The following is a 20985-nucleotide window of genomic DNA, read 5'->3' on the forward strand; positions in this document are numbered from 1 at the left end:
CTCCTTTACTTCGTTGTGACGATGGTGGCGACGACGTTGTTGCCGAAGCCGCCGAAGTTGACCGCAAGGCCGGTCCTGGCGCCCTCGACCTGGCGTCCCTCGGCCTCGCCCCGGACCTGACGGACCAGCTCCACCACCTGGGACACGCCGGTGGCGCCCAGCGGATGGCCCTTGGCCTTCAGGCCGCCGGAGGTATTGATCGGGATCCTCCCGCCGATCTCGGTCTCGCCCCGGCGGACCGCCAGGTGGGCCTCGCCCTTGGGAAACAGTCCGCACTCCTCGCTCTCGGCCAGTTCCAGGATGAGGAAGGCGTCGTGCAGCTCCGCGCAGTCGATGTCCTCGGGTCCCATCCCCGCCATCTGATAGGCGCGCTCGGCGGCGGTGCGCACCGCCAGCAGCTCGGTGGGATCGGCGCGGTCTGCCACATAGTGGGTGTCGGTGGCGGAGGCGATGCCGGCGATGCGGGCAAAGGTCTTATGACCGAAGCCCAGCTCCTCCTGCTTATCCTTGGCCACCAGCAGCACGGCGGCGGCGCCGTCGGAGACGGGGCACATATCGAACTGGCGCAGGGGATCGGCCACCATGGGGCTGGTGGCGTCTACGTACCGGGGGTCGCTGATGCGCTCCAGCTTTACCTTGCGCTGGATATGGGCGCAGGGGTTATGGGTGGCGTTGTCGTGATTTTTCACCGAGATGCGGGCGAGATCCTCGCTGGTCTCGCCGTACTTCTCAAAGCGCAGGCGGGTGAACATGCCTGCGAAGGAGGGCAGGGTCAGCCCGTAGGGGTACTCGCCCGTGGGGTGGAGCATGGTGGCCACGAAATCGGTGGCCTCCCAGCCGGATACCACCCGCATCTGCTCGCCGCCGACCACCAGCACGCAGTCGCACACGCCGGAGGCGATGGCCATATACCCCAGCTTGATGGCAGAGGCCCCCGAGGCCGGACCGTTCTCAATGCACTCGGCCATGGCGGGCCGGATATTCAGGGTGTCCACCAGGGCGGAGGCCGAGCCGCTGATCCGGTTGAGCATCCCGGCGCCCATGGAGGCCACGAATACCTGGTCGATCACGTTGTCCTTGCCGGTCTTGGCGCCGGCATCGTCCATGGCCTGGAGGGCGGCCTGAGTGATCAGCTCCAGAAACGTGCCCTCCCACTTGCCGAATTTTGTGTGGCCTACGCCGACGATTCCTACCTGCCGCATAACAGGCACCATCCTTTCACATCGCGTCGGTCAAACGCTGATTTTCGCAGGCTTACGCAGAATCTTATTGGCCTCGATCACATCCTCGAAGGCGGGCCGGATACCGGTGCACTTGGCGCCCTTGTGCTTCTCCCACAGCTGTTTGGTCAGCACATAGGTGGGCACGCCGCCCAGTTCATGGGGGCACTCGGGACGGGACTCCAGTTCATACTCGATCATCCAGCGCTTGAAGCCGTTGGGGCTCTCCGCCACGATCCAGACCTCGTCCTGATCCATCACGTCCAGGTGATACTCCATCTTGGCCGCGAACAGGTGCGCGCCGACCCGGGCTCCCCGCTTCAGCGTGATGGTGTGGTAGCTCATGCCGATCTTGTCGTTGACCAGGCGCCCGTTGACGATGCCGGCGATCTCGCCGTCCACCGCGCCTACGAACACATACTCATCCTGCACCCGGTAGCGCAGCATGCCCAGCAGCTCCGCATAGATGCGGGAGGCGACGATGTCATAAAAATCCTTGGGCTGTTTCATCAGCGGCTCAATGGTCTCCATCAGCAGAGGGATCTCATCCCAGGTGGCCTCCCGCACCAGCATGTCTTCTCCGCTGGTCAGAGGGATCACCTTTGCCTCATAAGGTTTGAGCCCGATCGTGGGGGGACGCAGCTGAGCTTCCATTTTGTCGATGATCGCCATGCTTATTCCTCCTTTTATTTATTCGATGTGACATTGCCGCATTCTTTGCTATAATCCGCGGATCTCTTGTCTACATTACACATTATATCTTTTGGCCTTCTTATTTTATATGTTGACTATCGACAAACATTCTTATATACTATTGTCGAGATGATTTTCCCATTAAATGTAATATAATGTTAATTATCAACAGGAGGTGTCCTAATGGAACGCAGCAGTATTTCGCTTTCTTATTACCCCTGCCTTTCCGAACTGCTCACGCTGCCCGTTTTTCGGGGCAGCCGCCTGCTGGGCTGTCAAACCGGGCTGGAGCGGGTCGTGACCGGCGTCAACCTGAGCGACACGCCGGAATACTACAAGTGGCTCTGTGCCGGAGAGCTGATGGTCACCACCTGCTACTCCATTCATGACGATCCCGCCGCCCTGGCCCAGTTTATCCCTACCCTGGCCGCCGGCGGGATGTCCGGCCTCTGCGTCAAGCCCGGGCAGTATCTGGGCCAGGTGCCCCAGACGATGGTGAATCAGGCCGAGATGCTGGGCCTGCCTCTGGTGGCTCTGCCGGAGGACGTGCGCTTCTCCGATATCACCAAGGCGGTTTCCGACGAACTGCTTCGCCGGCAGACCGCTCTGCTCCACAGCACCATCACCGTCAATGAAATGCTCACCCGCACCATCGTCGAGGGGGCGGGACTGGAGGAAATCGCCCGGATGGTCACAGATTTGACGGGCTGCAGCGTACTCATCCTGGACTGCATCAACGACCGGCGCGCCCTTTCTCTTACGGAGGCCGACGCAGTCCGGTTCGCCGGGCTGGCCTGGGACGCCCAATCCAGCGCCATTATTGCCGGAGCGCGGATGTATGTGCTGGAGGTGGGCGGACACTCCTTCGGATTTTTGTACATATACGACATGGAGCATCCCATCGAGGAGCAAAATGCGGATATCCTCTCCCGTGTGCTCCAGACCATCCCGCTGGAGATCGCCCGGGAGCGTACTGTGCGGGAGAGCGGCGATCAGTTGTTCGACGACTTCATCCTCCACCTTCTCTCGGACCGTATTACCAACGAAGCCCGCGAGTTGACCCGCGCCAAAAGCTATGGCATGGATCTTGCGGAAAATCATCTGATCGTCCGTGCCCGCCTGACGGAATCGCAGGGCGCCGGAAATCCGTACGCCGGCGTGTTCCAGCGCACCCTGCTGGCGAATGAGGTCCACTCCACGCTGACCAACCTGGGCTTGTCCGTCCGCCGGGTACGCAGCGGAGAGGAACACCTGCTCATCCTCAGCAGCCCGCTGGACGATCACGGCTTTTCCGCTCTGGCAAGCCGCTTTCCGCCCCTCGTGGAGCAGATGAACCGAGGATACGACGCGCTGAACATCACCGCCGGATGCGGACGCCCCCATACCGGCGTGGCCGGGCTGATTCAGAGCGACCAGGAAGCGCGCGTGGCGCTCCGGGCTTCTGCCGCCAAGGGCGGGGGCCTCACCTGCCTCGATGATCTTGGATTGCTGCGGCTGATCTATGCCAGCGACCCGGATCAGGAGGTGCATGATTACATCCAGGAGACGCTGGGCAGGCTGCTGAGCGCCGGCCCGCCCCGCAGTACGGAACTGATGAACACACTGGAGAGCTACTTCCGGAACTTCGGCAATCTGCGCCGCATGTCGGAAGAGCTTTACACCCATTACAACACCGTGGTCTACCGGCTTAAGAGCATCCAGGAGATCACCGGGCTGGACCTGCACGTGCCCAGCGACCGCTTCCGTCTGGAGCTGACCCTCTATCTCTACGAAAACGGCTGGTATCATCAGACAACGTGAAAAAGATCGTAAGAGAGGCCCGGGAGACCCTAAGCGGGGTCTCCCGGGCCTCTCTTACGCGCCCCTGCGCAGCGCGGCGACCTCGCGGACGAACTGGTCTACCTCTCTGCGGGTGCTGAAGCTGGAAAAGCTGGCCCGAATGGTCCCGGTTTCAAAGGTCCCGGCCGACTGGTGGGCCAGCGGGGCGCAGTGCAGCCCGGCGCGGACCGCCACGCCGCGGGCGCCCAGGGCGTCCCCTACCGCCTCACAGTCCATTCCGTCCAGCTGAAAGGAGAGCACGCCCGCCTGCCGGACCCTGTCGGCGGCGGTATACACCATCACGCCCGGTATCTCCGACAGCCCGCGGGCGGCCAGGCAGGTCATGGCCCGTTCGTGTGCCAGAATGCTCCCGGTCCCCCGCTCCTTCACATAGCGCAGGCCCTCCAGCAGCCCGGCCACGCCGGGAATATTATGAGTGCCGGCCTCCAGACGGTCCGGCAGAAAATCCGGCATCTCCTGGCAGGCGGAAGCGCTGCCGGTCCCGCCCTCCAGCAGGGGCCGCGTCTGGGCGGCGCACAGGAGCAGCCCGGTTCCCTGAGGCCCGTAGAGTCCCTTATGCCCGGGCATGGCGATGAAGGCCGCACCCAGTTCCGCAAGGGACACCGGCAGGCAGCCTGCGGATTGAGATGCGTCCAGAATCAAGGGAATCCCCCCTGCCCGGCACAGAGCCGCCATACGCTCCACCGGCAGGATATAACCAAAAACGTTGGAGACATGGTTGCAGATCACACAGGATACGCCCTTGAGCTGGCTGCGGAAGGACTCCATCAATTTCCCCGGCTCGAACAGCGGGCCGGACGCCACGCGTATGTCTGCTCCCAGTGCATGCAGCGGCCGGGTGACGGCATTGTGCTCATAACCGGAGATAAGCACGGTATCGCCCGGCTTGACCAGGGATTTGATGGCAATATTGAGGGCGTGGGTCGCATTGAAGGTGAAGACCACCTGCTCCGGTCCCTCTACCTGAAAAAGCTCCGCAGCGGCCTGCCGGCAGGCGAAGGCCGTGTCCGCCGCCAGCATGGCGGGCGCGTGTCCGCCCCGGCCCGGCGTGGCCATATGGCACATGGCATAAGAAGCCGCCCGCGGCACCGCGGGCGGCTTTTGCAGCGTGGTCGCGGCATTGTCCAGATAGATCATAGCAGCACCTCTTTATAGCTGCCGTCGCTGGCCATGATATAGATTCGCTTTGGGGTGAGCCCCACACGCCCCAGCGTCAGCAGCGCATCGGCCAGGCTGCGTTCCGAGACCTTCACCGCATGGCTGCATCCCTCCTGGTCGATCACCTTGGGCGCACGCAGGATGTGGGATGTGATGCCTGCCCGTTCCAAAGCGGCGTGGGTGCGCTGCGCATACGTCAGCGAGCGGCAGACGATCAGATAATAGACCATTGAATGACCATTCCTTTCCCGGTTGTTACCAAATGGCCTGTTGAGAGGAATGGACATTGCGGACAGGGCAACAGAAAAGCTCCTCTCGCGCTATCCTATGCGCAAGAGGAGCGTTTGGTCCGCATCGGCGGGCGTGCCTTGGCCCGGTCTTTTCCTGCTCTGTCGGACTCGGAGCCCGTATCGCAGGCATCGAACCCGCACAAACGGGCGCGCCTACATTCGGTCTAAGAAGACGGTCGCCTACAATTCCTCCAACAGGCACACCGCATGGGCCGCCATCCCTTCCCGTGCGCCGGTAAAGCCCAGGCCTTCTTCCGTCGTCGCCTTTACGTTGATCCGCCCGGCCGAGATATCCATATGCATCGCCAGATTCTCCCGCATCCGCTGGATATAGGGCGAGAGCCGTGGGCGCTGCGCCAGGATCGTGGCGTCCACATTGCTTACCCGGAGGCCGGCCTGCCGCAGCAAGTCCATCACCATATCCAGCAGCCGCAAGCTGCTGATCCCCTCATAGGCCGGGTCGGTATCCGGAAAGGCCTTCCCGATATCCCCAAGTCCTGCGGCGCCCAGCAGGGCGTCCATCACCGCATGGACCAGCACATCTGCGTCGGAATGGCCCAACAGGCCCTTTTCATAGGGGATATCCACCCCGCCCAGGATCAGCTTGCGGCCGTTTTCCAGCTTGTGCACGTCGTAACCGTGTCCGATTCTCATTGGCTTTCACTCCATTCGAAAAGTGCCTCCCCGATCGCCAGGTCCTCAGGGGTGGTGATCTTGATGTTCCGATAATCGCCCCGGGTCAGGGCAACCCCGACGCCCAGCCGTTCCACGGCAGAACAGTCGTCGGTGAGGGATGCCCCCTCTTCCAGAGCCTTCGTCAGCGCCGTCCGGATCAGGGCCGCCTCAAAGACCTGCGGCGTCTGCACAGCGTAGAGAGACGCCCGGTCCGGGGTCGCGGTGACAACGCCGTCCCTCGCCTGCTTGAGGGTATCCTTCACCGGCACCGCCGGCGCAGCCGCGCCGCATTCCCGGGCACGAAGAATGACCTGCTCCAGCACCGACTGGCTCACCAGAGGGCGGGCGCCGTCATGAACGGCAATGAGGGACGCGCCCTCCTCCGCCTCCCGTACCCCGGCCAGCACCGAAGCCGTCCGGGTATCGCCCCCCACGATGACCTTGCTCACCTTGGAAAAGGCATAGTCCCTGCACAGCTGCCCAACGGGTACGATCCGGTCTTCCCGTGTGACGATTACGATCTCCGTGATATAGGGGCAAAGCTCCAGCGCCCGAAGGGCATGGACCAGCACCGGCTGTTCCCCCAGGAGCAGCAGGAGCTTATCCTGTCCCTCCATCCGCGCGGAGCTGCCCGCTGCAGCCACCACCGCGGTACAGCGGAGCGGCTCGTCCTTCTTCCGGTGAAATAGGCGCCCCAACCAACCGGCCATACAGCGCTCCCTCCTTCACAAAAAAGGAGCCCACATGGCTCCTTTTTCTGCTTTGTCCATATTATGCGCGCAGAGGTCCGGTCATGTCAAGGCGGTATTGATCCGCGCCTCTACATCCTCATAACTGGCATTTTGCGAGAGCACGATCTCCGATATGAGGATCTGCTTGGCGGAATGAAGCATCTTTCGCTCTCCGGTCGAGAGGCCGCGCTCTCCGTCCCGGAGCATCAGGCCCTTGACCACCCGGGCCACCTCGATCAGATCGCCGCTCTTCAGCCGCAGCATATTTTCCCGATAGCGCCGGTTCCAGTTCTGGGTCATGTCCACCTCGATGTCGGGCATGGCGGCGATGACCTGATCGGCCTCATCCTTTTTGACCACCGGACGCACCCCGATCTCCGCGCTGTTCGCGGTGGGGATCATGACCATCATGCCGCCCACCGGCAGCTTGAGGATATAGTAATCCCGAACCACGCCGTTGATCTTCTTCTGCACGATGCTGTCGATGACACCAGCACCATGCATCGGATGAACGATCTTGTCGCCTACCTGAAACATGATCCCACCTCCCAATGCGGAACATTCCGAACTGTAATCGCTTCTCTTTTCTGCCTGAACAAAACTAATTATATCCGTTTTCACAACCTTTTGCAAGTAAATTTCCCGTATAAAAAAAGAAAAGGGAAAAAGGGCGCCGTTTCCGGCCGGAAACGGCGCCCTTTTTCAGGTAAGAAATAATTACTCTTCGTTGAAGTCGGCTGCGACCTCGGTACCCTCGCTGTCGGAGGAAGCCACCACGGCGTCCTCGCCCTCCGCCGCGCCGGCGCTCTGGGTGCGCTGGGCATCCTCCAGCAGGGCGCGGATGGACAGGGAGACCTTCTTGTGGTCGTAGTCAATATCCGTGATCTTCACATCCACCATCTGGCCCTCGGACAGAACGTCGCCAGGCTTGTCGATGCGGTGGTCCGCGATCTGGGAGATGTGAATCAGGCCGTCCACGCCGGGAACGATCTCGGCGAAGGCTCCGAACGTCATCAGCTTGACCACACGGACATTGGCGGTGTCGCCGATGTTATACTTGCCGGTAAACACAGACCAGGGATCTTGGCCGCGGTCCTTCATCCCCAGAGAGATCTTCTTCTTCTCCGGGTCAAAGGAGATGACATACACCTCAACGCTGTCGCCTACGGAGACCACCTCGGAGGGGTGCTTGATGCGGGACCAGGACAGCTCAGAGATATGGACCATGCCGTCCACGCCGCCGATGTCCACGAAAGCGCCGTAGGAGGTCAGGCTCTTAACGGTGCCGCTGTAGCGCTTGCCCTCTTCAATGTTGTTCCACACCTCGGCAGCCTTGGCGGCGCGCTCCTCGGCCTCGACGGCACGGATGGAGCCCACCACGCGGCGGCGGGCGCGGTTGACCTCGGTGATGCGCAGGCGCACCTTCTTCTTGAGCAGCTCGGACATGGCGGCATCCCGGGGCAGACCGGTCTGGGACGCGGGGATGAAGACCCGCACGCCCTTGATGTTGACGACAACGCCGCCCTTGTTTTCCTCGGTGACCACACCCTCGACGGTGGTGTGCTCCTCCCGGGCCTGCTCGATGTCGTCCCAGCTCTTCACGGTGTCAAGGCGCTTCTTGGACAGGGTGACAACGCCCTCCTGGTCGTTGACGCGCATGACATAGGTTTCGATCTCGTCGCCGACCTTTACCAGGTCCTCGACCTTTACAGTGGGATCATCGGTCAGCTCGGACACCGGTATGTAACCGGCATGCTTGGTGCCAAGATCCACATAGATCTCCGTGGGTGCAATCCCAGTGACAACGCCCGTAACCTTCTCCCCTGTATTTAAAGTTTTGATCGACTTCTCCAGCATTTCAGCGAAGGATTCCTCGATCTCAAAGTTTTCGTCGCTCATTTTGTCATAGACCTCCTTTATAATCCACCCAGGCGTGGACGCGCCCGCAGTGATTCCAATAGAAGCCTTCCGACACAGGTTGGAAGGTTCCAGCTCCGCCGCACGTTCGATCCAAACCGTATCCGGGCAGAGCGCCGCGCATAATTCCCACAGCCGTTTGGTATTGGAGCTGTCCCGCCCGCCGATGACGATCATAGCCCCACAGCGGGCGGCCAGCGCCTGCGCCTCAGACTGCCGTTTATACGTAGCATTACATATTGTATCAAAAATTTTTAAGTTTGTACACTGTTTTTTTGCTTTTTCTACGCTCAAATCCCAAATCATCTGCGTGGAGGTGGTCTGAGAGACCATCGTGAGCGGAAGCGACTTCCGCTCCGGACCTTCCTGCAGCCATTGCTCCAGCTCCTGCGCCCCCTCCAGTACCACAGGGTGTCCGCACCAGCCGGCAATGGCCTGCACTTCCGGATGCGCGCGCATACCGATGATAAGCACCTGCCGCCCTTCCGCTTCGGCCCGGGCCACCAGATGATGGATGCGCGCGACGTTGGGGCAGGTGGCGTCGATCACGCGGCAGCCCCGTGCCGCCAGCGCCTGATGGACCGGCCTTCCCTCCCCATGGGAACGGATGATGACCGCCGCGCCCTCCGGGACCTGTTCGGGCGTCTCCGCCAGCGCTACCCCCTGGGCCTTCAGGCGCTCGATCACGCTGCCGTTGTGGATCACAGGCCCCAGCATCACACAGCGGCAGCCCGAACGGGCCGCCTGCTCCGCCATCTCGACCGCCCGGCGCACCCCGTAGCAAAATCCGGCGGAGCGGGCCAGCTCCAGCTTCATCGCCCCGCCAGAGGCTTCAGCGCCTCGATGCGCCGCATCAGGTCTTCCGCGATGGCGCGATACTCCTCCGCAGTGCCTTTCCGTCCGGCCACCTTGGGATAATAGGGCTGCCCAAAAACGACGGGATTCAACCGGAACCATTTCTTTTCCGCCGGCATGTAAATGGGAACGATGGGTACCCCGGTGCGTACCGCCAGCATGGCCGCTCCGGTCTTGGCGTCTCCAAACTCCCCGTCCTGATGACGGGTCCCCTCGGGGAACATGAGCAGCTTCTCCCCCGCCTTCAGGTACTTCATGGCGGTTTTGATGGCCGCTACATCGGACTGTCCCCGCTTGACGCCGAAGATCCCGCCGTGCTTCAGGATCCAGCCCAGGACGGGCCAATGCATGACCTCCTCCTTGGCCATCACATGAATCTGGTTGGGCCATCCCATGGCATAGGCCACAAAAAGCGGGTCGCTCATACGGGTGTGATTGGCACAGTAAAGCGCCCCGCCCTTCGGCAGATTCTGCTTCTGGATCGCTTTGGTGGGCTTGAGTAGGCGAAACACCGGCCAAATCACAAGATAGGCCAGGATATAGACGATATTCATGCCTGTAAACGCTCCTTAATGGTCTGCAAAAGCACCTGGAAGCTCTCCTCCAGGGTATTCCCGGTAGTATCCACCAGCAGGGCGTCCTCCGCCTGCCGCAGCGGAGCCGCCGCACGGCGGGTGTCGTTTTCGTCCCGCTTTCGAATATCGCGGAGCACCGTCTCATAATCGGTCTCCTGTCCCCGCTGCTGCAGCTCGGCAAACCTGCGCCGGGCCCGGTCCTGGGCCGAGGCGGTGAGAAACAGCTTCACGTCGGCCCCGGGCAGCACCACCGTGCCGATGTCCCGTCCGTCCATGATCACATCGCCGCGCCGGGCCAGTTCCCGCTGGCGCTCCAGCAAAAACGCGCGCACCGCGGGGATGGCGGATACGTCGGAGGCGTAACGTGAAATCTCATGGCGGCGGATCTCCCGGGTGACGTCCTCGCCGTCCAGATACATATGCTGCACACCGTCCTGCTCATACCGCAGATCGATCTCCATTCCGTCCAACAGCGCGGTCACCGCCCGGGCGTCGGTAGGCTCCACGCCCTTCCGGAACGCGCACAGCCCGACGGTGCGGTAGATCGCCCCGGTATCCACATAGAGATAGCCCAATTCCTGCGCCAGCATCCGGGCCAGGGTGGACTTCCCCGCCCCGGAGGGCCCGTCGATGGCGATACTGTGATAATTCATGCGTCTTCCCCCTGGCAGTATTGAGCGGCGCCCTCTCCGGCGGCATGGCCGGTGGACCAGGCGATCTGGAGGTTGAAGCCGCCCGTATAAGCGTCCACATCCAGCACCTCGCCGGCAAAAAAGACACCCGGCAGGCGTTTGGAGGCCAGGGTCCCCGGGTCGACCTCTGCGGTCTTCACGCCGCCGGAGGTGACGATGGCCTCTGCGATGGGGCGCGGCCCCCGGATTTCCACCTGCAGCCCCTTCATGGTTTCCAGCAGCCGCCGGCGTTCCGCTTTCGTAATGGAATGGACCTTACGGTCCGCCGGGATTCCGGAGCGCTCGGCCAGGACCGGCGCCATCAGGCGGGGCGCCAGATGCTCCAGCACATTGTGGAGATCCCGGTTTGCATTCTCCTCAAATTCCCGCAGCAGGCGGCGGTCCAGCGTCTCCTCCTCCAGGGCCGGTTTGAGATCGATGCGAATGGTGTAATGTTCGCGCTCAAAGTCCCGCATGTGGGCGCTGGCGCTGAGGATCAGCGGTCCGGACAGGCCGAAATGGGTAAATAAAAGTTCGCCCTGAGCGGCATAGACCGTCTTTTTCCCACTGTTTTTTACCTGCACTCCCACATTGCGAAGCGAGAGCCCCTGCATCCGGGCGCAGAGATCCCCCTCTGCCTCCAGCGGGACCAGAGAGGGCCTGGGCGGCAGCAGGGTATGCCCCAGCGCACGGGCCAGCTCGTATCCGTCTCCGGTCGAGCCGGTCAGCGGATAGGATACGCCTCCCGTGGCGATGACAACGGCTCTGCAGGGATAGTCTGCGTGCGCTCCCTTTACCCCGGCGAGTGCGCCCGCCTCCAGCAAAAGCCCGCAGGCCCGGTCCTGCACGATCGCCACGCGGGCCCGGCGCAGGGCGCGCAGCAGGGCGTCGATGATATCGGCGGCCTGATCGGAACAGGGAAATACCCGTCCCCCCCGCTCCGTCTTCAGCGGGACCCCCTCTCCCTCAAAAAACGCCTTCACCGACTCCGGCGGGAATCGGGTGACGGCGCTGGTCAGGAAACGGCTGTTATGGGGGACGTTCCGGAGCACCTGCGGGACGGCGCAGTCGTTGGTCACGTTGCAGCGGCCCTTGCCGGTGATATAAAGCTTGCGCCCCAGCTTCGGGTTGCGCTCCAGCAGGGTCACACGGGCGCCCCGGCGGGCGGCGGCAAGGGCGGCCATACATCCGGCCGCCCCGCCGCCGATCACGATGATGTCAGTCAATTCTGCTCTTCAACCTTTTCATAGACTTCATATTCGTCCCAGATCTGCTCCAGAGTCTCGAAGGTATGGGACAAATCGTCGTTCTTTTTCCTTCCGATGGCCACGATCAGCGCGTTGACCAAGCTGAGGGGGGCCACCAGAGAGTCCACAAAGGAAGCCATATCGCTCTTGGCCAGCAGCGTCAGGGTCGCGATGGGCGCCAGCGGGGACGCCTCGCTGTCGGTCAGGGCGAGCACGGCCGCGCCCCGGTCATGGGCAAACTGCATGGCCTTGACCGTGCGGCGGGAATAACGGGGAAAGCTGATGCCGACGATCACATCCTGAGGCCCAATGCGCAGGAGCTGTTCGAACACCTCGCTGGTGGAGGTCGCATGGACGACCGTGACATTATCAAAGATCAGGTTAAAATAGAAGCCCAAAAAGCTTGCAATGGCGGCGGCGGAACGCACGCCCAGAATGTAGATGTGGCGGGCGGAGACGATGGCGTCCACCGCCTGATCGAACTGCGCCCGGTCGGTCTCCTCCAGCGTGAGGTGAATCTTCTCGATATCCGACTGCATGACCATGGACAGGATGTCCTGATTGCCGATACGATCGTTGGAGACCTCGATGCGCTGCACGGAAGTGAGCTTGCTGCGGATCATCTCCTGCAGGGCCTTCTGCATGGCGGGATATCCGTCGTAGCCCAGCTCCGCGGCAAAGCGCACCACCGTGGACTCGCTGACGCACACCGTTTTGCCCAGCTTGCTGGCCGTCATGAAGGCTGCCTTGTCGTAAGACTCCAGGATGAAATTTGCAATGAGCTTCTGTCCCTTGGAAAAGGTGCTCATATTCGTTTGGATCAGGGATAAGATATCTTTTGTCATGCTGTCCGACCTCCCGGTACTCTGCCCGCCCTTGGAACAGAAATGCGTTTCAAATTATATGATAGCGGGAAACGGGACAAAATGCAATCCTTTTTTGCAAGTTGTTTCACTTTTCCTGCAAAAGTGCAATTTCTTCTCCGGTCAGCCGCCGCCAGCGGCCGCTGGGGAGCGCGCCCAGCGCCAGCGCGCCCTCCCGGACCCGCACCAGGCGCTTCACCGTTAGCCCGGCCGCATCGCACATACGCCGGACCTGACGGTTTTTCCCCTCGTGGATCACCACGGACAAAACGTCTCCCCGGGGCGTCTGCTCCAGCAGCGTCACCCTTGCAGGACGAAGGGGAACGCCGTCCAGAGACATGGGGCCGCGCAGAACGGGCAGCCCCGCCGCCGTATCCCCGTTTACCCATACCCGGTATTCCTTTTCCACCTCATGGCTGGGATGGGTCAGCCTATGGGTCAGCGCCCCGTCGTCGGTCATCAGCAGCAGGCCCTCGGAGTCCAGGTCCAGCCGCCCCACGGGCCACACCCGCGCCCCGCAGGAGCGCACCAGCTCCGCTACGGTCCGTCTCCCCTTCTCGTCGGAGAGGGTGGTCACGTATCCCCGCGGCTTGTGAAGCATCAGATAGGTGCGCGCCTGAGGCCGCGTCAGGCTCCGTCCGTCCAGTCGGATATCGTCCCGCTCCGGGTCGGCCTTGTCCCCCACCCGGGCAGGCATTCCGTTGACGGTCACCCGGCCGGCGGAGAGATAGCACTCTGCCGTCCGGCGGGAGGCCGCCCCGCAGGCGGATAAAATTTTTTGCAGGCGTTCCTCCATGGCCCGTTCCTTTCTATGTAAAGGCCCCTTCTTCCGCGAAATGGAGCCTTTGAATCCGAACGCTCACCTTCCGAACCAATCCCACAGCCGTTTTATCAGACCGGCCGGACCCGAGCGGTCGTCCCGGACGTCCCGGCTGTAGCACAGCGGGAGGTCTCCCACCAGTTCGCCGCCCAGATAAACGCGCAGGCGGCCGGCCTCCGCACCGGCGGTCACCGGGGCCTGCACCTGCTGCGGCAGCTGGAGCTCCGTCCGGAGTTCCTCTCCCCTGGCCAGCGGATAGGCCAGGCCCTCGGCCGCCTGCACCGATACCAGGCGGCATAAACTGCCCTGTACCGGAAGACTGCCGCAGATCTGCCCCGCCTGTACCAGGACCTGTCTGGAATAAGCGGTAAAGCCGTAGTCCAGCAGAGCCGCATGGTCGTTCCAGTCGTCCGGATCGTTGAGGGTGACTGCAATGAGCTGCCGCCCATTCCGCTCCGCGCTGGAGACCAGGGTGCGCCCCGCCTTTTCTGTGTAGCCGGTCTTCATCCCGGTACAGCCTTCGTAGCGCCAAAGCAGCCGGTTGTGGTTGGTGAGGCTCCGCCCCCCGATGGTAATGGTGCGGGTGCTCACGATCCGGGCCAGCGGTTCCGACGCCAGCACCGCCCGCGCCAGAAGCGCCATGTCGGCAGCCGAGGAATAGTGCCCTGCCTCGTTCAGGCCGCTGGGATTGGTAAAATGCGTGTGTTCCATTCCCAGCGCGACGGCTTTGTCGTTCATCCAGCCCACGAAGGTCTCCGTATCTCCCCCGCAGAAGCCCGCCACCGCCAGAGCCGCGTCGTTGCCCGAATGAAGCAGCAGGCCGTAGAGCAGCGCTTCCATCGTAATCTGTTCTCCGGCACGCAGGTAGAGCGAGGAGCCTTCCGCCCCCGTCCATTCCGGCTTGATGGTCACCACCCGCCCCAGCTCCGGCTGGGCCTGGACCGCCACCAGGGCGGTCATCAGCTTGGTAATACTGGCAATGAGCCGCTCCTCGTCCGGGTTCTTGGCGTAAAGTACGCGCCCGCTCTCGCCGTCCACCAGGATGGCGGCGGAGGCCGACACGCAGGGCGCCGCCTCCGCCGCCCGGGCGGGTGGGCACAGCAGGAGCAGGGACAGCAGGAGCGGCAGGATCCGTTTCAAAAAGCATCACCTCGAACAAGCGATGCCGTCAGTATATGCCTCAGAAGGACTCTTTATCCCCCTTGTCCTGCTGCTTCTCAAGGAAGCCGGTGACCTTGTCGATCACGTCGGGCACCATCTCCACCACCCGGTCCACCGTGCTGGCCGGCGGCGGCGCCACGGGCAGGAGCTTGACCGTATCCCCCTTCACGATCAGGAAGGCCACAGGAGACAGGTTCATGCCCGCCCCGCCGCCGCCGCCGAAGGCGTTGTCCTCTTCCGGCTTCTGGTTTTTGGTCGTAAAGTCGCTGCCGCCGGAGGCAAAGCCCACGCTGAGCTTGGAGACGGGGATGATCGTGACCCCATCCGCCTGAATGGGCTGGCCGATGATGGTGTTTACGTCCGCGATCTCGCGGATCTTCTGCATGGTGGTGGTCATCAAATCTCCGATGGGATGCTGCTTTTCCATGTTTAACCGCCTCTTTCTGTATTGGTTGAAGTTTTTCACAGGCCGCGCCGCAGCGGGCCGCCTGCGGCTCTTTGCCGGGCGCTTGCCCCGCAGCTTTATGGGGAACGCCGGAAGCGCATTCCGTATTCCGGACGTTCCGCGCCTTCTTCTGACGCAAACGGTCCTCAGGAATCGCTCTTGGCGAGGGGCGCGGCGCCGGTCTTATGTTCCGCCTTATATTCTGCGAACAGGCGCAAAAACCGCACCGTCAGTCGTATCCCCATGTGCAGCGCCGTTCCGATGCTCAGGGTGAGCTGCGCAAACAGCACAACGGTGGGGCGCTGCGCCTGAAAGTCCACCCTTGTACGGATACACCGTTGCTGCACATTGAAATTTTGCTCGATCAGAGGCCAAATCATACCGAGGAATGCGTTTGCTCCGCCGAACGCCATGGCCGCCGCCGCCGGGTCCGCCGCCGCCACCGTCAGATCCAGCCGGAGCACGTCGATGCGGATCTTGCGCTTCATGCGCCCCGCGGCCTCCGCAATCAGCGGCAAGAATTTTTTCACCAGAGCCACTGAGCCTCCCTTTGGGGCCGGTTCCTTGGCTGCGGCGCCGTTCTTTTTTCTTTTTTTTCGCGCGGACCCGGCTTTTGTCCCGTTTCCTCTGCGGGGGAAGACCGTAAGCAGGAAGGGGCCCGTCTTGACACGGACCGTCACGCCGGAGGCGGCGTACTCCACCTGCGCCCCCAATCGAACGAAGGACAGCAGTACCAGTACCAGCAGAACGATTCCCAGTATGAACAGCGCCTTCACCGGTCTTACGCCTCCTCCTCCGCCCGTGCCAGCACCTGAGCCGCCTGGGCCAGCTCTTCTTCCGTGGTCTCTGTCTGGGCGGCATTTTCCGCCCGGCCGGCCCGCAGCCGCTCCACCGCCGCCTGCATCTCCAGGGTAATCTGCCCGTCCTCCGGGCCGGCGTTGGGCAGCTCGGGCAGCTCCTCCAGGCTGGACAGTCCGAAGCAGCGCAGGAAATTCTGGGTGGTGCGGTACTGAATGGGCCGTCCCGGCACTGCCAGACGGCCGCATTCCTCGATCAGCTCCCGCTCCAACAGCAGTCCCACCGTGTAGGAGCTATCCACGCCGCGCACCTGGTCCACATAAGCCCGCGTAGCGGGCTGGTAATAGGCGATGACGGCAAGCACCTCCAGCGCAGGCTGGGACAGGCGGGCGGGCTTGCGGCTCTCAAAGGCCCGGCGGATGGGAGCTGCAAACTCCGGCGCGGAACAGAGCTGATAGCTGTTCTCCATCCGCAGCAGGCGGATGCCCCGGCGCTCATAGCTGTAGTAGTCGGCCAGGCGCTTGCACACGGCGTCCGCCGTGGCCTTGTCGATCTCCAGCGCCAGGCAGATGCGTTCCACGCCCACCGGCTCCCCGGCGGCAAAGAGGATGCCCTCAATGGCCGATTCGATCTCCTTCAATTCCATATCTTACCCCCGATCCGGCGTGTTCGATACGCTTTTTTCCTTCAAAATCACGGATTCCACACGCTCTGCGCTCTAAAAACAGCGGAAGCTCTTTTTCATGAAGATTCGGATCAAAGATCAGTGGAAACTTCCAACGTCCGGTCGGCCTCCCCGTCGATACAGGTAACCGTACAGTCGGACGCTGTGCCCGCCAGGCGCAGCCGCCTGGCCCGGCACAGCTCCAGCACGGCAATAAAGGTGGCCACGATCTCCGAACGGCTGCGGTTGCCCTGGAACAAGGTCCGAAAACGGGTCACGCCGAACTGGACCAGCCGCCGGAGGATCTCTCCGGCCTTATCGGCCACCGGATAGGGCTCCCGGCCCACGATGCCCTCGAAGGCCGCCATGGGAGGCGGCATCTTATGGTCTACCCGCTCCAGCACCGCCGTCATCGCCCGCAGGAGATCATCCTTCTGGTGGACGTAGCGGTAGCTTTTGTCCGCCGGTATAGGCTCGGGCACCTTGGCAATATAATCCCGGCCGATGGCGTAGCGGTCGGACAGCTCCGGGATGACCGCCTTGATCCGTGCAAAATTCTCGTGGCGCTGGTGCTCCTCCAGCGAGGCGATGAGCTGTTCCATCTCGCTCAGGGCCTCCTCGTCGTGGATGGACAGGAGCATCCTGGTCTTGATGAAAACCAGATGGGCCGCCATGGTGACGAATTCGCTGGCCACCTCCAGATCCAACTCCTTGCGCTGGTCCATCCACGCCAGATACTGGTCCAGAATGAGGGAGATCTGGATATCCTTGATCTCCATCTTATTTTTGGAGAGCAGATGCAGGATCAGATCCAGCGGGCCGTTGAAGTCCTCCAGATCCTCGTCCCTGGCCCGGACCACCTTTTCCAGATGAAAAATCGGCGTTTCGATGGGGCTCACCTCATAACAGATTCAAAATCACAGATGCATTCCGGCTGACCAGCAGCCAGTCCAGCGACATGCCCGTGGCCGAACAGAACAGCTGGAGCACATGCGTCATCAGGAAGGACAGCGGCGTATCGAACACGCCGGAGACGACCAGCAGGATCATCACGATCATCACATAGCGCTCATAACGCAGAATGGTGTGGTAGATCCGGTCGGGCAGCAGGGCAAACAGGATCTTCGAGCCGTCCAGCGGGGAGATGGGGATCAGGTTAAAAAGCCCCATGCCTGTGCCCAGAAGCGCCAGATTGGACAAAACGCACAGTCCCAGCAGGCTGGCGTGGTTCAGCGGAGCAAAGCGATAAATCAGGGCGCTTCCCCCCACCGCAGCGAAGGCCAGCAGAAAATTGCAGGCGGGTCCCGCCAGGGCGGTGAGCGCCATGCCGCGTTTGGGGTGTTTAAAGTAACGCATGTCCACCGGAACCGGCTTTGCCCACCCCACCCGGGCCACCACCATCATGATCAGTCCTACCGGGTCCAGGTGTTTTATCGGGTTGAGGGTGAGCCGTCCGGCGTTTTTCGCGGTGGGGTCCCCCAGGCGCCAGGCCGCAAAGCCGTGGGAGAGCTCGTGGAGGGTGATGTTCAGCAGGGCCGCCGCCACGCTGATCAGAAGAGTCGCCAGTCCCCACCAGTCCATATTGCTGCGAAAATCTGAGAAAGCGCTCAAGCTCAGGCCCCCAATGTCAATTTTTCCTTCAGCCGCGCGAGTTCTCCGTCGGTCAGGTCCAGCCAGCGCAGATACTCCAGAACGGTGCCGTGCCGCGTCTCCAGCAGGGTCAGGCATTCCTCCAGATATTCCGGCCGGGAGCGGCCGATGAACGCCGCCGCCTCCGGGTGCTCCCGGCGGATGCGCCGGACCGTCTCCCGTATGTACAGCTCCGTCATCTGGTAGTCGGCCAACACATCGCTCCGCTCCACGCCGGCCAGGCTCAAAAGCAATGCGGCGATGCAGCCCGTGCGGTCTTTGCCCGCCGTACAGTGAAACAACACGCCCCCCTCGGCCTGTGCAATGAGCCGCAGGACCCTGGCGGGATTTTCCCTCCGTTCCAGCATCGCAAAATAGCCTCGCCCGATGTCGGACTCTTCGTTGGGCAGCTTCTCTCCGCCGACCATGGAAACGTGGTGATAAGCAAAACCGGGAATCCTGCTCAGCTCATCCGGCCTGCGCTCCAGCTCCCCATCGCTGCGCAGGTCGATAACGGTCCTTACGCCTCGTTCCAGCAGCCATCCGGCGTCCGCCTCCGACAGCCCCAGGGGATTGTCCCCCCGCAGCAGGCGGCCCCAGGCGGTATGTCCTCCGCCGGGCAGCGGATATCCTCCAAGATCCCGCAGATTCATCATATTCCCCAGAGGGATACGGCGCAGCATAGGCAATTCACTCCAACGATTGATACAGATTGTAGTATTATATCAAATTCCATTTCAAAACACAAGCGGCGGCCCGATGTCCCGGCACGGCCCGACGTCCCGGCAGGGCAGCATACGCTCGGAAACAGCCGCGGCCCCGGCGGAGTACACCGCCGGGGCCGCGCGTTTTTTTACTCCACCGTGACCGACTTAGCCAGATTCCGGGGCTTGTCGATGTCGCAGCCGCGCATCAGCGCCACGTAATAGGCAAACAGCTGCAGAGGCACTACCTCCAGGGAGGGCAGCAGCATGGGGTGGGTATCCGGGATCAGGATGGCATGGTCTACGGTCTTTTGAATCTCGTCGCCCCGGGATTGGGTCGTCAGTCCCAGTACGTCGGCGCCGCGGCTTTTGACCTCCACCACGTTGCTCATGGTCTTTTCAAACAGGGGACGGTACCCGGCCAAAGCCACCACCAGCGTACCCGGTTCGATGAGCGAGATCGTACCATGCTTCAATTCCCCGGCGGCGTAGGCCTCCGAATGGATGTAGGAAATCTCCTTCAGCTTCAGGGAACCTTCCAGTCCCACGGCATAGTCGATGTTCCGCCCGATGAAAAAGATGGACGGATGGTTGAAATACAGCGAGGCAAAGTACTGGATGTCCTCCCGGTTCTCCAAGATCGCCTCCAGCTTGGTCGGGATGAGCAGCAGCTCCTCCACAATAGCGTCGTAATCCGCCGCTCGGATGGTCTCCAGCGCCCTGGCACAGTACAGGCCGATCAGGTAGACCAACGCCAGCTGTGTGGAGTAGGCTTTCGTGGTGGCCACGGCGATCTCCGGTCCGGCCCAGGTGTAGAGCACGTCGTCGCTCTCCCGTGCAATGGTGGAGCCAACCACATTGACGATGGAAAGTACCCGCGCCCCGAGGCGCTTGGCCTCCCGCATGGCGGCCAGGGTATCGATGGTCTCGCCGGACTGGCTGATGACCAGGGCCAGGGTCTTATCCGTGACAATGGGATCGCAGTAGCGGAATTCCGAGGCCAGGGTGACCTCCACCGGCTTGCGCAGCAGCCGCTCCAGCGTGTACTTGGCCGTCATCCCCACATGGTAAGAGGAGCCGCAGGCAATAATGTAAAGCTTATCCACTTCACGCAGGTAGTCCGGCGTAAGGGACAAATCGTCCAAGACCACCCGCCCATCCTGGATACGTGGAAAGACCGTATCCCGGAAGGCTTTGGGCTGCTCCATGATCTCCTTGGCCATAAAGTGCTCGTAACCGCCCTTTTCGGCGGCGGAGATCTCCCAATCCACGTGGCAGCGCTCCTTCTCCACCGGCTGGAGCAGCGCGTCGTAGACCTGGATCCCGTCGGCGGTCAAAACCGCGATATCCCCGTCGTCCAGATAGGAGACCTCACGGGTGTACTTGATGACGGCGGTCACATCGGAAGCCAGAAAGTGGAACCCCTTGCCGTAGCCCAGGATCAGCGGACTATCCTTCCGGGCGGCGATCAGCTCGTCCGGCCGGTCGGCGCAGATGATGCCGAAGGCATAGGCGCCCTGGATGCGGTGGAGCACCTTGACCACCGCGCCCAGCAAATCGTCCTGGCCGTCCTTATAGTAGTATTCCAGAAGCTGCGCCACCACCTCCGTATCGGTCTCGGAGGCAAAGTGTACGCCCTGTGCCTGTAAAAACTCCTTGATCTCCACATAATTTTCGATAATACCGTTATGGACTACAGCGATCCGGCCGTCCTCACTGACATGGGGGTGGGAGTTCACGTCGGAAGGCTCCCCATGGGTGGCCCAACGGGTGTGACCCAGTCCCATATGGCCGTGGATGGTCTTGCCGCCGGCCACGATGTCGTCGAGCACCCGCAGGCGTCCCTTGGCCTTGACCACCTGCAGGCCCTCCTTCGCTCCATAGACTGCGATGCCCGCGGAGTCATAACCCCGATATTCCAGCCGGGCCAGACCGTCCAGCAGGATCGGAGCGGCCTCCTCCCTGCCGATAAAACCAACGATGCCGCACATAGGCGTATCCTCCTGTGGTATTTGGTATTGGAACCTCCA

The 20985-nt window shown here is 62.1% G+C and carries 22 protein-coding genes; 1 reads left to right on the plus strand and 21 read right to left on the minus strand.

The window, feature by feature from the left end; all coding sequences use genetic code 11:
* Positions 1–5: 5 nt before the first annotated feature.
* The gene (locus H8S57_RS02780) at positions 6–1202 is read right to left on the minus strand and encodes a thiolase family protein (RefSeq protein WP_186906542.1); all 1197 of its coding nucleotides are present in this window, start codon (positions 1200–1202) and stop codon (positions 6–8) included.
* A 30-nt stretch (positions 1203–1232) separates the two neighbouring features.
* A complete protein-coding gene (locus tag H8S57_RS02785) occupies positions 1233–1892 on the minus strand; it encodes a hypothetical protein (RefSeq protein ID WP_186906543.1) in 660 nt (219 codons plus the stop codon).
* 204 nt (positions 1893–2096) lie between these two features.
* On the opposite strand from H8S57_RS02785, the gene H8S57_RS02790 reads away from it, so the two are divergent.
* Positions 2097–3713: a PucR family transcriptional regulator gene (locus tag H8S57_RS02790; protein WP_186906544.1), complete on the plus strand. Its 1617-nt coding sequence runs from the start codon at positions 2097–2099 to the stop codon at positions 3711–3713.
* Between the two features lie 54 nt (positions 3714–3767).
* Here H8S57_RS02790 and H8S57_RS02795 read toward each other — a convergent pair whose 3' ends face one another.
* The 19 genes from H8S57_RS02795 to glmS all read right to left on the minus strand — a co-directional run bounded on the left by H8S57_RS02795 (position 3768) and on the right by glmS (position 20946).
* Positions 3768–4889: an aminotransferase class V-fold PLP-dependent enzyme gene (locus H8S57_RS02795; RefSeq protein ID WP_186906545.1), complete on the minus strand. Its 1122-nt coding sequence runs from the start codon at positions 4887–4889 to the stop codon at positions 3768–3770.
* Entirely contained in the window at positions 4886–5140 is a 255-nt protein-coding gene (locus H8S57_RS02800) for a putative Se/S carrier protein (RefSeq protein ID WP_186906546.1), read from the minus strand. Before H8S57_RS02800 ends, H8S57_RS02795 begins: the two co-directional genes overlap by 4 nt.
* Positions 5141–5380: 240 nt before the next feature.
* The gene (ispF, locus tag H8S57_RS02805; RefSeq protein ID WP_186906547.1) at positions 5381–5854 is read right to left on the minus strand and encodes a 2-C-methyl-D-erythritol 2,4-cyclodiphosphate synthase; all 474 of its coding nucleotides are present in this window, start codon (positions 5852–5854) and stop codon (positions 5381–5383) included.
* Positions 5851–6585, minus strand: coding sequence for a 2-C-methyl-D-erythritol 4-phosphate cytidylyltransferase (ispD, locus tag H8S57_RS02810; protein WP_186906548.1), 735 nt, complete (start codon positions 6583–6585; stop codon positions 5851–5853). Before ispD ends, ispF begins: the two co-directional genes overlap by 4 nt.
* Positions 6586–6666: 81 nt before the next feature.
* Positions 6667–7143, minus strand: coding sequence for a CarD family transcriptional regulator (locus tag H8S57_RS02815; RefSeq protein ID WP_186906549.1), 477 nt, complete (start codon positions 7141–7143; stop codon positions 6667–6669).
* 180 nt (positions 7144–7323) lie between these two features.
* Positions 7324–9339: a bifunctional 4-hydroxy-3-methylbut-2-enyl diphosphate reductase/30S ribosomal protein S1 gene (locus tag H8S57_RS02820; protein ID WP_186906550.1), complete on the minus strand. Its 2016-nt coding sequence runs from the start codon at positions 9337–9339 to the stop codon at positions 7324–7326.
* A complete protein-coding gene (locus tag H8S57_RS02825) occupies positions 9336–9932 on the minus strand; it encodes a lysophospholipid acyltransferase family protein (RefSeq protein WP_186906551.1) in 597 nt (198 codons plus the stop codon). The genes H8S57_RS02820 and H8S57_RS02825 overlap by 4 nt, the downstream gene beginning before the upstream one ends.
* Positions 9929–10606 carry a (d)CMP kinase gene (cmk, locus tag H8S57_RS02830; protein WP_186906552.1) on the minus strand — a complete coding sequence of 226 codons (678 nt, stop codon included), beginning with the start codon at positions 10604–10606 and terminating at the stop codon, positions 9929–9931. Before cmk ends, H8S57_RS02825 begins: the two co-directional genes overlap by 4 nt.
* Positions 10603–11850 carry a BaiN/RdsA family NAD(P)/FAD-dependent oxidoreductase gene (locus H8S57_RS02835; RefSeq protein ID WP_186906553.1) on the minus strand — a complete coding sequence of 416 codons (1248 nt, stop codon included), beginning with the start codon at positions 11848–11850 and terminating at the stop codon, positions 10603–10605. Before H8S57_RS02835 ends, cmk begins: the two co-directional genes overlap by 4 nt.
* The gene (locus H8S57_RS02840) at positions 11847–12716 is read right to left on the minus strand and encodes a MurR/RpiR family transcriptional regulator (RefSeq protein ID WP_186906554.1); all 870 of its coding nucleotides are present in this window, start codon (positions 12714–12716) and stop codon (positions 11847–11849) included. Before H8S57_RS02840 ends, H8S57_RS02835 begins: the two co-directional genes overlap by 4 nt.
* A gap of 106 nt (positions 12717–12822) precedes the next feature.
* Positions 12823–13530: a pseudouridine synthase gene (locus H8S57_RS02845; protein ID WP_186906555.1), complete on the minus strand. Its 708-nt coding sequence runs from the start codon at positions 13528–13530 to the stop codon at positions 12823–12825.
* A gap of 63 nt (positions 13531–13593) precedes the next feature.
* Entirely contained in the window at positions 13594–14694 is a 1101-nt protein-coding gene (locus tag H8S57_RS02850; protein WP_186906556.1) for a D-alanyl-D-alanine carboxypeptidase family protein, read from the minus strand.
* Between the two features lie 40 nt (positions 14695–14734).
* Positions 14735–15142 carry a GerW family sporulation protein gene (gene ytfJ, locus H8S57_RS02855; RefSeq protein ID WP_186906557.1) on the minus strand — a complete coding sequence of 136 codons (408 nt, stop codon included), beginning with the start codon at positions 15140–15142 and terminating at the stop codon, positions 14735–14737.
* Positions 15143–15306: 164 nt separating this feature from the next.
* The gene (locus H8S57_RS02860) at positions 15307–15936 is read right to left on the minus strand and encodes a DUF2953 domain-containing protein (RefSeq protein WP_186906558.1); all 630 of its coding nucleotides are present in this window, start codon (positions 15934–15936) and stop codon (positions 15307–15309) included.
* Positions 15937–15941: 5 nt separating this feature from the next.
* A complete protein-coding gene (scpB, locus tag H8S57_RS02865; RefSeq protein ID WP_186906559.1) occupies positions 15942–16604 on the minus strand; it encodes an SMC-Scp complex subunit ScpB in 663 nt (220 codons plus the stop codon).
* 110 nt (positions 16605–16714) lie between these two features.
* Positions 16715–17521 carry a segregation and condensation protein A gene (locus tag H8S57_RS02870; protein ID WP_352408458.1) on the minus strand — a complete coding sequence of 269 codons (807 nt, stop codon included), beginning with the start codon at positions 17519–17521 and terminating at the stop codon, positions 16715–16717.
* A gap of 1 nt (position 17522) precedes the next feature.
* Entirely contained in the window at positions 17523–18233 is a 711-nt protein-coding gene (locus tag H8S57_RS02875; RefSeq protein WP_186906560.1) for a site-2 protease family protein, read from the minus strand.
* Positions 18234–18235: 2 nt separating this feature from the next.
* Complete coding sequence (locus H8S57_RS02880) at positions 18236–18934, minus strand: tyrosine-protein phosphatase (RefSeq protein ID WP_186906561.1); 699 nt, start codon at positions 18932–18934, stop codon at positions 18236–18238.
* A 170-nt stretch (positions 18935–19104) separates the two neighbouring features.
* Entirely contained in the window at positions 19105–20946 is a 1842-nt protein-coding gene (gene glmS, locus H8S57_RS02885; RefSeq protein ID WP_186906562.1) for a glutamine--fructose-6-phosphate transaminase (isomerizing), read from the minus strand.
* Between the last annotated feature and the right edge of the window lie 39 nt (positions 20947–20985).

It is taken from the genome of Lawsonibacter hominis (assembly GCF_014287895.1).
Taxonomy (GTDB): Bacteria; Bacillota; Clostridia; order Oscillospirales; family Oscillospiraceae; genus Lawsonibacter_A; species Lawsonibacter_A hominis.